Annotated in this window: 17 protein-coding genes and 1 pseudogene; 6 read left to right on the plus strand and 12 right to left on the minus strand. The window is 63.8% G+C overall.

Annotation, left to right across the window (positions count from 1 at the left end):
- Positions 1 to 27: 27 nt before the first annotated feature.
- Positions 28 to 654: pseudogene (locus tag A5740_RS07535) on the plus strand (metallophosphatase); the annotation flags it as partial.
- Here the strand turns inward: A5740_RS07535 and A5740_RS07540 are convergent.
- Together A5740_RS07540 and A5740_RS07545 are read right to left on the minus strand one after the other, a co-directional pair.
- Entirely contained in the window at positions 597 to 1,562 is a 966-nt protein-coding gene (locus A5740_RS07540) for a mechanosensitive ion channel family protein (RefSeq protein ID WP_076192733.1), read from the minus strand. The pseudogene A5740_RS07535 and the gene A5740_RS07540 sit on opposite strands and share 58 nt — an antisense overlap.
- A 111-nt stretch (positions 1,563 to 1,673) precedes the next feature.
- On the minus strand, positions 1,674 to 2,327 hold the full coding sequence (locus A5740_RS07545; protein ID WP_076192735.1) for an NUDIX domain-containing protein: 654 nt from the start codon (positions 2,325 to 2,327) through the stop codon (positions 1,674 to 1,676).
- Positions 2,328 to 2,394: 67 nt separating this feature from the next.
- Between A5740_RS07545 and A5740_RS07550 the strand changes: the two genes are divergently transcribed.
- The 3 genes from A5740_RS07550 to A5740_RS07560 all read left to right on the plus strand — a co-directional run bounded on the left by A5740_RS07550 (position 2,395) and on the right by A5740_RS07560 (position 5,142).
- Positions 2,395 to 3,795, plus strand: coding sequence for an ADP-ribosylglycohydrolase family protein (locus A5740_RS07550; RefSeq protein WP_076192736.1), 1,401 nt, complete (start codon positions 2,395 to 2,397; stop codon positions 3,793 to 3,795).
- 51 nt (positions 3,796 to 3,846) lie between these two features.
- On the plus strand, positions 3,847 to 4,347 hold the full coding sequence (locus A5740_RS07555; protein ID WP_076192738.1) for a hypothetical protein: 501 nt from the start codon (positions 3,847 to 3,849) through the stop codon (positions 4,345 to 4,347).
- A 90-nt stretch (positions 4,348 to 4,437) separates the two neighbouring features.
- A complete protein-coding gene (locus A5740_RS07560; protein WP_076192740.1) occupies positions 4,438 to 5,142 on the plus strand; it encodes an endonuclease/exonuclease/phosphatase family protein in 705 nt (234 codons plus the stop codon).
- Positions 5,143 to 5,318: 176 nt separating this feature from the next.
- Here A5740_RS07560 and A5740_RS07565 read toward each other — a convergent pair whose 3' ends face one another.
- From A5740_RS07565 to A5740_RS07585, 5 genes are all read right to left on the minus strand, one after another.
- A complete protein-coding gene (locus A5740_RS07565) occupies positions 5,319 to 5,873 on the minus strand; it encodes a hypothetical protein (RefSeq protein ID WP_083653953.1) in 555 nt (184 codons plus the stop codon).
- 78 nt (positions 5,874 to 5,951) lie between these two features.
- Positions 5,952 to 6,542, minus strand: a complete 591-nt coding sequence (locus tag A5740_RS07570) for a hypothetical protein (RefSeq protein ID WP_076192742.1) — start codon at positions 6,540 to 6,542, stop codon at positions 5,952 to 5,954.
- 76 nt (positions 6,543 to 6,618) lie between these two features.
- Positions 6,619 to 6,999, minus strand: a complete 381-nt coding sequence (locus A5740_RS07575) for a hypothetical protein (protein WP_076192744.1) — start codon at positions 6,997 to 6,999, stop codon at positions 6,619 to 6,621.
- A gap of 79 nt (positions 7,000 to 7,078) precedes the next feature.
- Positions 7,079 to 7,426: a response regulator transcription factor gene (locus A5740_RS07580; protein ID WP_139334982.1), complete on the minus strand. Its 348-nt coding sequence runs from the start codon at positions 7,424 to 7,426 to the stop codon at positions 7,079 to 7,081.
- A 167-nt stretch (positions 7,427 to 7,593) separates the two neighbouring features.
- Positions 7,594 to 8,001 carry a hypothetical protein gene (locus tag A5740_RS07585; protein WP_076192746.1) on the minus strand — a complete coding sequence of 136 codons (408 nt, stop codon included), beginning with the start codon at positions 7,999 to 8,001 and terminating at the stop codon, positions 7,594 to 7,596.
- A 283-nt stretch (positions 8,002 to 8,284) separates the two neighbouring features.
- Between A5740_RS07585 and A5740_RS07590 the strand changes: the two genes are divergently transcribed.
- Entirely contained in the window at positions 8,285 to 9,364 is a 1,080-nt protein-coding gene (locus tag A5740_RS07590; protein ID WP_076192748.1) for an HNH endonuclease, read from the plus strand.
- A 24-nt stretch (positions 9,365 to 9,388) separates the two neighbouring features.
- Here A5740_RS07590 and A5740_RS07595 read toward each other — a convergent pair whose 3' ends face one another.
- Together A5740_RS07595 and A5740_RS07600 are read right to left on the minus strand one after the other, a co-directional pair.
- On the minus strand, positions 9,389 to 10,189 hold the full coding sequence (locus A5740_RS07595; RefSeq protein ID WP_076192750.1) for a hypothetical protein: 801 nt from the start codon (positions 10,187 to 10,189) through the stop codon (positions 9,389 to 9,391).
- Positions 10,190 to 10,309: 120 nt separating this feature from the next.
- The gene (locus A5740_RS07600) at positions 10,310 to 10,846 is read right to left on the minus strand and encodes an Ltp family lipoprotein (protein ID WP_175616186.1); all 537 of its coding nucleotides are present in this window, start codon (positions 10,844 to 10,846) and stop codon (positions 10,310 to 10,312) included.
- A 212-nt stretch (positions 10,847 to 11,058) separates the two neighbouring features.
- Here A5740_RS07600 and A5740_RS07605 point away from each other — a divergent pair, with 212 nt between their 5' ends.
- The gene (locus tag A5740_RS07605; protein ID WP_076192752.1) at positions 11,059 to 12,639 is read left to right on the plus strand and encodes an SIR2 family protein; all 1,581 of its coding nucleotides are present in this window, start codon (positions 11,059 to 11,061) and stop codon (positions 12,637 to 12,639) included.
- A gap of 332 nt (positions 12,640 to 12,971) precedes the next feature.
- Here the strand turns inward: A5740_RS07605 and A5740_RS07615 are convergent, their stop codons facing one another.
- The 3 genes from A5740_RS07615 to A5740_RS07625 form a co-directional block, all read right to left on the minus strand.
- The gene (locus A5740_RS07615; RefSeq protein WP_076192755.1) at positions 12,972 to 13,361 is read right to left on the minus strand and encodes a hypothetical protein; all 390 of its coding nucleotides are present in this window, start codon (positions 13,359 to 13,361) and stop codon (positions 12,972 to 12,974) included.
- A 105-nt stretch (positions 13,362 to 13,466) separates the two neighbouring features.
- Positions 13,467 to 13,853, minus strand: coding sequence for a hypothetical protein (locus tag A5740_RS07620; protein ID WP_076192757.1), 387 nt, complete (start codon positions 13,851 to 13,853; stop codon positions 13,467 to 13,469).
- A gap of 34 nt (positions 13,854 to 13,887) precedes the next feature.
- Complete coding sequence (locus A5740_RS07625) at positions 13,888 to 14,442, minus strand: HD domain-containing protein (protein ID WP_254849099.1); 555 nt, start codon at positions 14,440 to 14,442, stop codon at positions 13,888 to 13,890.
- Between the last annotated feature and the right edge of the window lie 99 nt (positions 14,443 to 14,541).

Consider the following 14,541-nt stretch of genomic DNA (forward strand, 5'->3'; position numbering starts at 1 on the left):
GCGGCGTTGATGCATCGCTCATCGGGGTTCACCACCATCCCGCTGTGGCTGGATCTCGGTGGCTTACGCGTCGTGCATGCCTGTTGGCATCAAGACTCCATCGACATCGCCGAGAATCTCTGCGGCACAAGCACTCCGTTCGGCGAGGTGAAGCACCTCGTGGCCGCCAGCACCAAGGACCATCCGCTATACCGGGCGGTCGAGACGCTGCTCAAGGGTCCGGAGATCAGCCTCATCGAGCATGACCAACCGGAATACCACGACAAGGACGGTCACCCCCGCGACAGCGCGCGGGTGCGGTGGTGGAACAGCGAGGCCCGCACCCTGCGCGATCTGGCATTGATCGAAGGCAATTTCACCACCGCGGCCGGCGCACCCTATCCCCTGTTGCCCGAGCTTGAGCTTTCGGCCAGCGACCAGACCTACGTCTATCCACCTGGAGTACCGGTGTTCTACGGCCACTACTGGCGGCAGGGTCCGCCCAAACATCGACACGACTGGACCGACTACACCGCGTGCGTGGATTTCAGCGCGGTCAAGGGCGGGGCGTTGACGGCCTACCGCTGGTCAGGCGAAAAGCAGATCCGCCCGGACCATTACGTCTCGGCGTCGTCCCGGCCACCGACGAGTGCGGCAATCCGGCCCTGCGGATAGGGCAGGTCGATGTCGTTCTCGTCGTAGGCGCGCACGATCTCACCGCGAAGGCGTCGCTGCACCGACCATTGCGCGTTCGGCCGGGTCTTCACCGTCATTCGCAACGTAACCAGGTCGGGCGACAGGTCTTGCACGCCAAGCATTTCGGGCTCGCCCAGGACCTTGTCGGCCATCGACGGGTCGGCGATGACCTCGTTGGCCGCATCGACAGCCACCTTCTCGGCGCGGTCCAGGTCGGCGGTCAGCGCAACGGGGACTTCGACCCGGGCGACGGCGTAGTCCTGGCTCATGTTGCCCACGCGGGCGATTTCGCCGTTGCGCACATACCAGAGGGTGCCGTCGATGTCGCGGATCGTGGTGATCCGCAGCCCGACGCTCTGCACCTCGCCGATCACATCGCCGACGTCGACGTTGTCCCCGACGCCGTACTGGTCCTCGAGCAACATGAAGACGCCGGTGACGAAGTCGCGCACCAGGTTCTGGGCGCCGAAGCCGATGGCCAGACCGACCACACCCGCTGAGGCGATGAACGGCGCGATGTTCACGCTGAGCGCGCTGAGGATGGCGAGCACCATCCAGACCAGCAGCACGATCGACACGGTCGATTTGAGCACCGAGCCGATGGTCTGGGCGCGTTGTTGGCGGCGTTCGGCGGCTTGCAGGCCGCTCGTCGTCGCCGAGGCGCGGTCCCGGAGGTAGCGCAGCAGCGGAGGTTTCCTGGCCTCACCCTCCACCTCCGCGCTTCGGGGCTTCCTGGCCCGGCCGGTGGTCGCGCGGTCGATCATGCGATGCAGCAGGTACCGCACGATCAACGCGACGATGATGTACGCCACGACCCGGATGGGAACCTCGATGAGCCAATGGCGATTGGTATCCGTCCATTCGAAAGCCAAGTTGGATACATCCATGTTCTCGACGGTACGGGGTGACCGGTGTCCGCGTCGAGCCTGATCAGAGCCCTAGAACGGTGGCCTGCGCATCGTTTTGCGAATGGCGAATTCGGGTAAGAACCATTGGACTCAGCTGCTTGTGCGCCGGCGAAACAATTCGGCGGGCCGCCCCCGGCCGCGTGCCGAGAAGTCTCCGGTGGCTTCGAGTTGGTCGTGCATGGCGCGCCGGAACGTGTCGCGCTGCAACTCGTGACCGGCGACGGCTTCATGGATCAGGCGGAGATCACGCAGGGTGAAGGTGTCGCCCAGCAGTCCGTCGGGGTCCGGTGCCGTCACGTAGTGGGCGCGGACGTCGGTGACGGCCAACTTGATGATGTCGGGGTGGTCGTAGACCAGCTGCCCGGGGGCGTCGACGGGCATCAAGCGCGTGGTGGCGCTGAAGCGGTCGGCCAGGCGGTCTACGGGGACGACGGCGAGGTGCGCGACGGACAGCACCCAGCCACGGTCGTCGCGATCCAGGGCATCGAACACCTGGAGTTGGCGAGGATGCAGACCGCGGATGTTGGCCTTGTCCGCCAACGACCGCCGGACCGCGTCGGCGAGCACCTCCCGCTCGTGCAGGAACGTGCCCGGCAGCGCCCAGCCGCGGGCTTGGGGTCGTCGGACTTGCAGCACCACGAGTCCGACGCCGGGGTCGACGGTCAGCACCGCGGTGTCGACGGCGACCGAGGGTCGCTCGTAGTCCTGTAACCGCTTGCCGTTGGAGTCCGGATGGTTGTCCATGTCAGTGCCTCAGCGTACAGTCTGATTTCAATTAGCGCAGATTTGCGCAAAACAGAGGAGGGCCGCCATGGCATCACTGCATGACCGGGTCGAGGGCGTACTGCTGGGCACCGCGGCCGGCGACGCGCTGGGTGCGCCGTACGAGTTCCAGCCCGCACGTGGGCCGGAACTGCCCGTGGAGATGGCCGGTGGCGGGCCGTGGGCGCCGGGCGAATGGACCGATGACACCGCGATGGCGATTGCGATCGCCGAAGTCGCGGCGACCGGGGCGGATCTGCGCGAGGCGGCCGCCCAGGACGCGATCGTGGCGCGGTGGCATGAATGGTCCCTGGGCGCAAAGGATGTGGGGATACAGACCCGGTCAGTGTTGCGGACCGCGGTGCGTGACGGGGCACCGTCCGCGGCCGGTGCTCGTGCGGCGTCGGCCGCGCTTCATGAAGAGACCGGCCGCACGGCTGGCAATGGATCGTTGATGCGGACCGCCCCGGTGGCGCTGACCTACCTCGACGACGAGGACGCGATGGTGGAGGCGGCGCGAGCGATCAGCGAGCTCACCCACTTCGATCTCGATGCGGCCGACGCGACCGTGTTGTGGTGCTGCGCGATTCGGCATGCGGTGTTGACGACGGAGCTCGATGTTCGAATCGGGTTGGCGCATCTAAATTCCGAACGTCGCTCGGTGTGGTCGCAGCGGTTGGACGAGGCCGAGGCGGCCCGGCCGGCGGACTTTGCGAACAACGGGTGGGTGGTCGCGGCGTTGCAGGCGGCGTGGTCGGCGATCGTCACGACCGCCGGTGCGCGCCCTGGTCCCGAGCACCTGCGCCGCGGGCTCGATGCGGCCGTGCGCTGCGGCAATGACACCGACACGGTGGCGGCGATCGCCGGCGGGCTGCTCGGGGCGGCGTATGGCGCGTCGGCGGTGCCACTGCAGTGGCGGACGTTGCTGCATGGTTGGCCAGGGATGCGGGCCCGCGGGTTGGTCGGGTTGGCGACGGCCGTGCACGCCAAGGCGCCGGTGTCCGATCCGGACTACTCGTGGTCCGCGGATGTTCTGGCGGCCCATCCCCATGACCCGCAGGTGCTGCTGGGCAGTGTGAGTGCGCTGCGGCGGTTACCGGCCGAGGTGTCGGCGGTGGTGTCATTGTGCCGGATCCCGGACGGCCAGGTGCCCGAGGGCATGCCACATGTCGAGGTCCGGCTGATCGACAAGGTCGACTTCGACGAGAATCCGCACCTGGATCATGTGCTGCTCGATGCGGTGGGCATGGTGGAAGAGCTTCGCGCACAGGGGCATACCGTGCTGCTGCATTGTGTGGAGTCCTACAGCCGCACACCCACGGTGGCCGCGCTCTACGGTGCGCGATTGCAGGGTATCGGGACCGAGGAGGCATTGCGTGATGTGTTGACGGTGCTGCCAGATGCCAATCCGAATCCGGTGTTTCGGGAGGCGTTGCGGCGGTTGGGGTGAGACGGTCGCCGCAGCAGCAAACTTGTCGGTGGACGCCGGTAAGATTTATACATGCAGGTGACACGAGCGGTTTATCCTCTTCTGGCCCGCGATCTGGTCCGCCTAGCTATGTTCAGCTACGCCGGTGGGCCACTTCGAGAACACACCGAGATTCCGATCGAGGGTGTGGGTGTGGCACATGTCCTCACCGAAGTGTCCGAGGATGATCCGCGGTTCGGGTACACCGATGTCTTACTCGCCCGCTACCAGAACGGTGAATTGACTGCACCTGTTCCGCTCGCCGGTTCGGTTTGCGAGAACTCGGTAGCGCCCTGCATGCACGAGCACTGGTGCGACGTGCCACGACTTGTCCGGTGCATTCATGGTGATTCGGATACGCGCTTCGTCCTGGACATCGACTGGGAGATCGACGAGGACGATGACCACGACGTGGACGAGGTGCCCCAATCGTCGGACGAGGGTTCCGATGTCGACCCAGGGCTTACCCCTCGGATTCTGGAGATCTACAGACGGGCAGAGGAAAGGCCGGTAGGGAGCATCCATTTCGGATGAGTTCTTCGGCAGGCGGTCGACTTGTCGGTGCCCTCGTCCATACTGTCCGGCTCGCTGGAAATTCCACGTCGAGCGAGAGGACGCTTCCCGATGACGCTGCGAATCGCCACGCTGAACATCCGCCACGGTGGCCGGAAGTACGGTGACGCACTCACCGCACGACTGCTCAGCTACGACGCCGATCTCTTGGTGGTGACTGAGTTCCGGGACAACGACACCGGCGCCCAGCTCATCTCACGATTGGGGGACGCCGGATACGAGACCACACACCCGAAGGCGCTGCCCACACAGAACACCGTGCTCATCGCCTCGCGCACGCCCATCGACCGGGCATCAACGTTCACCAGGGATCTACCGACCCATCATTTGTGGTGCGCCGAGTTCGCCGGCGTCATCGTTTGCGGCGTCTGCCTGCCGCAGGCGCACGCGAAACTCCCCTACTGGGAGGCGTTGATCGACCGCGCCCGCCGCAGCGGTGTCGATCTGCTCATCGGCGACTTCAACACGGGCAACAACGACCTCGACAAAGAACCCAAGGGCACGAAATTCATCGACCCCGAGATGCCTGGTCGTCTGATCGCGTCGGGCTACACCGATGTGTGGCGGTCTCTGCATCCGGAGGCCCGTGAATACTCGTGGTTCAGCCGGCCCGGAGGCAACGGGTTTCGCCTCGATTATGTATATGCCACACCTGAATTCGCTGAGCGGGTCAGTGCGTGCGAGTTCGACCACGCGCCGCGACTTGCCGGGGAGACCGACCACTCGGGGTTGGTCGTGACGTTGACCGAGGGCTAGTTCGCCCTAAAGCCATTAGTTGCGAGCGACTTACCGATTCGCCGCCTGGAAGGGGTCCCGCACACGAGAAGTCATAGAGCTTCCGGGCCGGGACTCCTGCTGCTGCAGTCAGCCAAGCACGCGTGGTCGGTGAACATTCCCATGATGTGCGACGGAACGCAGGTTACTGCGATGAGTCAGTGACACTCATCGCATCGTCCCGTCGCAGGCAGCTGGATGAAATGAACCGGGCAGAGCTTCGGCGCCTCGTCCAACTTGGCCTGCGCGCGTTTCCACTCTTTCGCCGCTTTTGCCTTCGGTGTGAGCGTGGGTTCGCCGCCGCCTGGCGGCAGGACCGCGCCGAAGTGCCGGTAGCACTCGAGTCGCACCCGCGCCGCGTGATCGTCAAGTTGCTCGAGGCTCATCGACTCGACATCACCGAGTATCAGCGGCACGTTACTGTAGCCGGCGCCTACCGTGCCTTCTGCGGTCACGCACAGAGAGCTGAGGTGCGGTATACCGTGATCGCGACAATGGTGGATAACCCGCTGCAGCAGACTGCCGATCCAATTCATCACCAAGCCTTTGTGCTCGATGCCCGAACGGGTTTGGACAGCGTTGGACAGCTCGGTATACGTGACGAAGCCGTTGTACTTCTTTGCCGTCTCCGTCAAAAGGGCGATCGCGATTGGTTGCCAAGCGTCGAGCGCGTGCTGCATGGATACGAATCGGCTGTCCTTGTCGTAGGGCATATCTCACTCCTCCGGGATACTCACCACCATTGTCGACTCACAGTCGGCGCCTGCAAACGACTGGCGCCGGCGCCACGGTCAGCCGTCGGCCAACTCGGCGCGTTGATCGTCACTGAACTCGGGCATCGCGGCTGCCGGGTTAACGAGCTTGGCGCCGCGATAACTGCGGACGTTGCCCGACGCTGCGGCCCACGCCTCGCGGGATTTCCCGCGTCCGTAGGTGACAGACTGCTCCGCCTTGACGCCCAGACCCTGACCGACCTCCACGGCATCCTGATCGGCACCCATGTAGAGGAATTCCCAGCCGTGGTCGTTGGTTTGTTGTTCGACGAGGGCTTTGATCGCCGGCCGGTGCCATTCGTGGCTCGCGTTTTCATGACCGTCGGTCATGATCGCCACGACCACAGTGCCGGGCTTGTCATCCTCGGGCAGCGCCTCGATCTCGGCGGCAGTGTCGGTGATGAGCTTGCCCATCGAATCCAGCAGCGCGGTACCTCCGCGCGGTGACAGCTCCAGCGGTGGCACGTGTTCAAGTGGAATGCCTTGGTAGACGACCTCGTACCCATTGTTGAACTGCGCCAGGGTCACAGCGCACTGCCCGTCGGCGTCGCGCTGTTCGGACAGAAAGGCGTGGAATCCGCCGATGACGTCGGATTTGATCGATTGCATCGACCCGGACCGGTCGAGCAGGAATATGAGTGTGTGAGGTTCTGATTGGCCATGGTTGGCCCTTTCTCCGAAAGCGCTAAGAACGCTTGGTGTTTCGGCGGGGTTTGAACCGCATCGGTTCGGGGGGTGCTGCTGGCGGCCGCGGCGTGTTCGCCCACTTGTCATTGCGGGCGCGTTTGACGTCTTCGGCGGTGACCCGACCTCCGGTGGTGGCGTACGGGGCCAGCCTGGGCGTGTTGGCCAGGCGGGGTCCGACAGCATTTTCGGTGAGGCCTGCGCTCTTTCCTGCTGCCGCGATGGACATTTCGTCGTCGACGACGGCGCGGGCCAGCTGCTCGTCAAGCAGCTGGCCGACCTCCGTCAGAACAGACCGCAGATGTTCGAGAGCTTCAGCAGCGATGCCGGCAGATTCTGCGCGGGCGAGGTGGTGGCGAATCTTCTCGTAGGGGTTGGACATGATCAATTCTAGCGCAGATAGTGCGGCATCCGCAATAACTGCGGATTCTGTGTTTCTGACCTGCCCCGCGCAACGCGCTTTACAGGTCATCGACACTGATGTAGCCGTCCTGGATGGCCCGGGCGACCAATGCGGCCTTGCTCCGTGCCGGGCGACCCGCCCGCTCGTACTTCTCGCGGATCCGTTGCACGTAGGTCCGCACGGTGCTGTCGGCGAGAAACAGCGTCTCCCCGACCGCCGCTTTGGTGTCCGCTTTCAACCACGCGATCAAGATCTCCCGCTCCCGCAGTGAAAGTTCGACGCGCACAACACCGTCTGCGGGCAGGTTCGCCGCGTGCGTCGGCAGCAGCTTCGGCGTGGGCGCGCGACCCGCAACGTCACAGGCGCATCGGGTCTCGGTAGGAAACGTCTCCATCTGGCAGGTCATCGGACACTCTCCGTATGTTGTCGGAATGCCCGCGCACGCGAGCCGACCAGAATGACAGAGGCCACCGACAACTACGGTTCAGCCGGCCACAGCCAGGGCGCAGGGTACCGCCGAAGACCCTGAGCGACGCGGCACTCGAGCCGGTTCTCGCGCCGCAGCGAGCAGTGTCAGCGACGGCTACGCAGCGCGTTGGTGACCCTTGTGCCGAGGAGCTTCTCAGCTGGGTGGCGGTCCAGTTGTTCGAGCGTAAGAGCCCGCTCCGGCCGCAGGAGGCGAGCGAGGTCGTCGGCAGAAACTTGCGGCACCTCCAGAGCGATGTCCCGGGCCTCGTATATGTCGATATTTTCGAAATCCCAGATGCCAGGCGCGCCGTCCTGGCGGTGGTAGTCCTCCGTGACGATCCAGTTCGCCAGGAAAATCCGGCGGCTCGGTATCAGCGTCCATACCTTGTATCGATCGATCGTTGCGCGCGCCTCCGGCCGGGTGAAGGCCAGCCACTGCAGGCTGCCGTCGTCGATCCGATTCAGCCGCCAGTGCTCCCAGCCGTAGTTGACCGCCCTCGTTGTGTACTTCACGGCTCTATCCTCGCCAGAATTGTCGGACGGTGTGGTTGCAAACCGACTGTGTGAAAACACAAACCTGTCGCAGGTACGGCCGAGCTGATCCGGTCGAACAAATCGTCGAGTTCGATCGCGACCACCTCCTGGGCTCTTCCCGACCCGCCGGCCGCAGATGCCATTGCATGACCGCATTCCGGCTCGACGATTCCGTAGGCATACCCAACCTCAAAACCTGATATCGCCGGTGATACCGAGCGCCACGACTCCCACTGCTCGGCTACCGTGATAACAAGGTCGTGTGCCCGACGCCATCGATCCCCTGCTGCTGGGACAGCGTGTAGTGGCGATTCTCGAGACCGGTGCCCGGGTGGCGACCTACAAACTGGCTACCCTCATGGCGCTCATCGACCATTGCATCGAGAACCTGCCGCAGCATCCGTCGGATCCGTTGGCGGTGCCGATCTCCGACCTCGCGCACCGGGTGCTGGAGCTGTACTGGCGCCAGGTGCGCCCGTTCGAGGGGCACGACCTTCGGCAGTCCACCGGCGAACGTGAACGAATTCCTCACGCCGTCAGGGTGTTACGTTCGGCTGCGGCAGGCTCGTCGCTGAGTGTGGCGATGACGACGGCGACGGAGGTCTACCAGGCGTCCCTCGATGACATCAGCCTGTGCCTGGCGCAACAACCGCTGTACCGGCTGCAGCGGTTACCAGGTGCCGACACCGCCGAGCCGTTCCTTTACGACGACAGTTTTCTGCACTCCAACGTCTCCCGCCGGACGCTGCGCGCCCATGGCGACGCGATCGAGTTGATGCCCGGGGTGGCGACCGGCCTGGCCCGGCTCGCGGGGCTACTGAAACCCGCCCTGGAAATCATGTGGGTCGACGATGTGCGACGGATGAACAAGTTCCTCACCGCCGAGGTGCCCGATATCGCCGGCCATCTGTTCGGCCGGGACCGCACCGCACTTGCCGCGGTCCGCGAGCCGTTGAAAGACATGTTTGGCCCGCATTGCTTCTACTGCAAGGCCCACCTGCCGGCCGACAATCCGATCGACCATGTGCTGCCATGGTCACTCGTCGGTATCGACGGGCTGGCCAACCTCGTGCTGGCCTGTACGCGGTGCAACACCGACAAGCGGCACGCGCTGCCGGCGGTCGAGATTGTCACCGAGGTGCTGGGCCGCGATCAGGCAGTACTGGGTCAGATAGCCGACGAGATCCGTTGGCCCGCTGAGTACAACCGGGTGGTCGCGGCAGCGCGCGGCATCTATGCCAGCCAGCCGCCGGGGATCGCGACGTGGTCGGGGTACAAGTCGAGTGCGCGGCTGGATATTGCGTTCATGCCGGAGTGGATCCGGAGAACGACGGACCAGTGACAAATACGTACTGGAACGACACGGCTATGCGGCGCCGTCGTCACGCGCCAGTTGAATCTGGTTCTTGATCTCCCGGTACGCCTGCACACGGGCCATCACCGCGTCCACCGCCGAATCCTGCTGCGCGGCTTCTGGTGTGGCCTCGATGCCGTAGAGCATGGCGCTCAACTTCGCGTGCAGCTCGGCGCGTTGCTCGGCGACCCGGGCATCCTCACGTTCGGTCCGGAGCGACTTGTCGATAAGTTGTGCTTCTTTGGCGCACTTGCCGATGAGTTCGACCCGCTCGATCGCGGCGCACTCCAGGGTTGCCGCGGTGGTCTTGGCCTCGGCGAGGATCTTCCGGTCGTCGGCGCTGGGTTTGTCCAGTGCCGACAGCTTTTCGATGACGCCCCGCAGCGCGTACGCCTTCTCGAAGTTCTCAGTGATCCCTTTGATGTCGGCACTGAAGTCGACGTCGCCCAACCAGCCGGCGCGGGCGGCTTCGGAGGCAGTCACCTGCTTCACGGCGTTGAGCGCGGACTCGACCAGAGCGGCGTTCTGCTTGCCGAGCGTGTCGATGCGGTGTTGCTTTTCCTTGCGGACCCGTTCGTCGCGTTCGCGTTTGGCGTTCGCGGAGCGCTTCGCTTGCTCGGCACGCGCCCGTTTCTCCGCCTCATAACTGCGTTGCTCAAGGGCGACGACAATCTTGTAGCCACCCCAGCTCACAAGAACGACCGCCGTGATGACACCGAGGGCGATCCAGACCGGCTTCGGCACCAACGCGATGAGCACGATGACAAAGAAGACCAGCCCGCCCACACCCGAGGAACCCTTATTGCTGCTCATGACTTACCTCCACAAACGCGTTCATGCGACGCCGTCCTGTAGTTGATCTGGTTGGGCCAGAACGGCTCCCGTGGACGCAAGGTCGGTGCTCACGGGAACCGCTCGGTATCACGCCGGCCACTACAGCCCTGCTGCGGTGGCTCCGTAGGCTGCCTGCGCCGGGGTGTATCCCTCGTACTCGAGTTGGCCGATGAGTCCGCTACGCGAGAACCCGGAATAGTCCAGGTAGGCCTTGGCAGCCTTCGCGGCTTGCGCATTCCAGTCCACGGTGATGCTGTCGACGGCGAAGGTCGCGTCTGCGGTGGAGAAACCCTCGTATGCCAATTGCTGGATCAGGCCCTGCCGTGAAAAGGCGGTGTAGTCGAGGTAACCCTTGGCGGTCCGCACCGCATTGCGCTGGCTCGCCGTCAAGGCGGGCTCCAGCGGGACCATGGGTCCGGAAAGGGCGTGGACGTTCGGTTCGCTGTGCTCTTCGATGCTGGTGACGACGCCGGTCAGCTGTACCGACGGGTCCGCCACGTCGAGTCCGCCGGCGATGGCGCTGACCGACCACAGTGCGGCGCCAATGGTGGCCAACAGGAGGCCGGCGGCGTCGCGGCGATTCTTCTTTGTCTTGACGCGCGCGGTGGCGGGGGCCTGCACCTGGTAAGTGATCATCGTGTGCTCCGTTCATTGTTCGTGGTCGCTCGCACACGCGAGCCGAACAGAATGACAGAGCCCACCGACAAGTAGATGTTCGTGTCGCCAGATCCCGCTACCGTCGCCTCATGCCTCTACCGGGTGACCCCCAGCGGGAGATCGTCGCGACGACGGCGAGATAGGCCGATTCCGACGAAAGTGCGGCCGCCCCATCGCTACCCTCTGTGTCCATGGGCGGCCACCTCTTCATCATCAACGGCGACCTGAACAAGATCGCGTGCGATGCGGTACTACTGCCAACCGACAGCGCGTTCACGATTGAGCCCAAGTGGAACGGCTTGATCGAGGGCTACAGAGACGAGGTACCAGATACGTGGGACGGGCTCAAGGTCGTCCCGCTCGGCCGGCGGCACAAGAAACCGCGGGTGTGGTTGGGCAATGTTGGGCAATATGGCGAGCAGTCGGAGTCCTCTGCCTTCGCTCCCGTCATCGAGGAATTCGTCGAACGCGCCACCACCGAAGTGAAATCCACCCCACAACGAGAGCGCATCTACGAATGGCCGTTGCCACGTCTCGCCGTGAACGTGGTCGGCTCGGGGAAAGGCGGCGGCCGCGGCAAGAAGGGCGAGCTGACCCTGGGGTTGGTTGAAACCTTGACCGGACTCGCCCACAAGCACGAGGTGGACATAGTTCTCGTCACCCGCGGCGACAGAGCCTACGCAGCCGCACAATGGGCACGTCGAAAGTTCCTCAGAAACACCAAAGAACGTGACACATGGCCGCTGCGGGAAGACCTGATATCGAAAGCAGAAGCGTTGGCCGAGGACGCGAAAGAACGGCAACTTGTGTTGTTCATCGGCGCCGGGGTGAGCGCCGGCGCCGGGGTCGATACTTGGAAAGGGTTACTGGAGAACCTGGCGGTCGAAGCCGAGTTCACCGAAGCCGAACGAGAACTCCTGAAGACCAAAGACTTGCGCGACCAAGCCACGCTGGTCGAATCAGCGTTGCCGAAGACAAGCGCGACCTTCAAGAAGCGCGTCGCGGATCGCATCCGCGAGAGGCAGCACTACTCCCTTATGCACGGGTTGCTTGCCTCCTTGCCGAGCAAAGAGGCCGTCACCACCAACTTCGATGAACTGTTCGAAGATGCTGTCGGGCGTGATGCCATCGCCGTGCTTCCCAAGGACCCTCGAAAGACCGACGGTCGGCTGCTCCTCAAACTGCACGGCAGCGTCGACCGGCATGACGGCATGATCCTGACGCGAGCCGACTATCTCAGGATGCCTCGCCAGTACGGCGCATTGATGGGATTGGTTCAGGGCCTGCTCATGATGCGCAAGATGGTGTTCGTCGGTTATTCCTTGAGTGACGAGGACTTTCACGACCTGCTCGACGAAGTGCGGGCCGCCCGAGGAGACGACATGACTGATGTGGGTCGCGGTACCGTGCTCACGTTGCGCGATGACCACCTCGAGCGCCGACTGTGGAAAAGCGACCTGGACACCGTGCCGCTTGTGGCCGGCGACGAATACGAGGACGACATTCCCGGGGCCGCCCGTCAGCTCGAGCTGTTCCTCGACCTCGTCGGCTACCTGGCCGTCCCGCCGGCAGCGTTCTTCCTCGATGAGGCCTACGCCGATCTCACCGCGAGTGAGTCGGAGTTGATCGAGCCACTCGCCGAACTCGTCAAGCTGACCGCGCGGAGCGGGAAGCACACCGTTGGTGACCAGGTGAGGGCGTTCCTGATGAAGTTGGGGGCCGGCGCAACGCAAGCCCAGAGGATCTTGTCTGCCGGATACCGACCGAGCTGATCGAGCGTCAGGCAGCGCTCCGGCCGCAGAATCCGGGCCAGATCCTCAGCGGACACCTGCGGCACCTCGAGGGCGACCTCGCGAGCCTCATCGATGTCGATGTTCTCGTGGATCCAGATGCCCGGTTCTTGTTGGCGGTGATGATCCTCAGTCACAAACCAATTGGCGACGAAAATGCCGCCGATCCGGGATCAACGTCCGCAGCTTCGTTTGGTCGATGCTTGCCCTGGCTTCGAGGCGACTGATGGCCAGCCGCTGAAGACCGTCATCGTCAATGCGGTTGAGGCGCCAATACTCCCAGCCCTGCCTCGGCGTCCTGATCGTATTCTTCTTCACGAGTTGGTGATCCTCTCCAGGACAGCCGGGCGATCTTGCACCACCACGACATCAGAGAACTGCGCTAGCAAGGCGCAGACGAACGCGGACCGCATGACCTTCAGGTCGTTGAGTAGCTCGATGTGGCTGAGAGTTCCGTTCTTGCACAACTGTTCCCAGGCCACGACAATCATCCATGCGGGCACCAGCTGCGGTCCTGCTCCACGTGCCCGGGACCGCTCGGTCTCCACCCACACACCCGCACGGTCGAACGACGCAATCCAGTTGGTGCGCTTGTTACTCAACGTCTCGATGGCATCGTTGCCGGCGATCACCTCGGTGATGCGCTCCAACAGGTCGTCGTCGAGTTCCGCCGCGTAGTTGCGGCCGTCCCGCGGATGTGTCACTGCCCTACCTTTCGCACTGAATGGCACTGCCTGTGTTCAGGCCAGCCGGACAGAATGGCAGAGGCCACCGACATGTTTGCGAATCCGCGTGCGACGGCTTAGGCGCTATCCGTCACGGTTCGAGCGATAACCGTTCAGGCCGCACCAGTCGGCGCGATTGAAGGAGGAGGGATCTTCAACGGCCTGACAAACACGCCGACCCCACGCGGCAGTCCACGGATCCGAAACGGCCCGCACCGCCTGAGCGGTTCTCAACAGAAGTGGGTCGGTCCGGTCCGAATGGCCGACCATGCAGTACAAGCTGTCAAGAAAGTATTCACGAGCAGGGCACGCTGGATCGCCGACCAGTCCCAAGAGCAATTCCAGGTTGTCCACGTCGGCGATGACGAGATCCCAGTCCTGCATCGGCTCGGACGCTCCGCTGTATGCCCAGGCCCGGATCTCCTCGGGCGTTGGGTTGACCACGTCGACAAAGCTCGGCTCGTCATGCACCGCCGTGTCCTTGCAGCTCAGGTCGTGGCCGCAGCTATGTGCGCACAGGCGGACCGGCCAGCGCCGCGATCTGCTCGACGGTGTATCTGAGCTCATCGACCAGCCAACTGTCGGTCCGCTCCTCGAACACCGCCAGCAGGCTGCGGTAGTACCACAGATGCTGTTGCGGATCCTTGACGTTGAAGCGTTGCCAAAGGTGCTCACCGTACAAACGCAGGTCGCGCAGAATCGCCCGGGCGTTGTCGACCTTGTCGGCCAGCGATACCAGAACGGCATCGTCGGAGGCGCCCCGCAAATGCGCGATGTAGCGTTCCTTGCGATCACGCCAAGGCGGTTTGGGTACCTCGTCCGTATCACTGCATTCGGACACGATCTTGGCCACGGCCGAACCGAACCGGGATTCGATGTCGTCCAAAATCGGCTTTCCGCCCTGGTCTTCGACGGCATCATGGAGAAGACCGGCGATCGCCTGCGTCTGGCTACCGCCGGCTTCGATCACCAGCGCCGACACCGACATCAAATGGCCGAAGTACGGGATGTCCCCGCCTTTGCGGGTCTGTGTCGCGTGCAGTTTTGCCGCGTAACTCATAGCCTCTGCGAACTCGTCGCCAAGCTTCGGTGTGGTTGTCGACTCCATCTGTACTCTCTCCCGGTTGTCGACTTCAGTGTCCCAGACGGGTATGACATG

Source organism: Mycobacterium sp. GA-1841 (assembly GCF_001954135.1).
Classification (GTDB): Bacteria; Actinomycetota; Actinomycetes; order Mycobacteriales; family Mycobacteriaceae; genus Mycobacterium.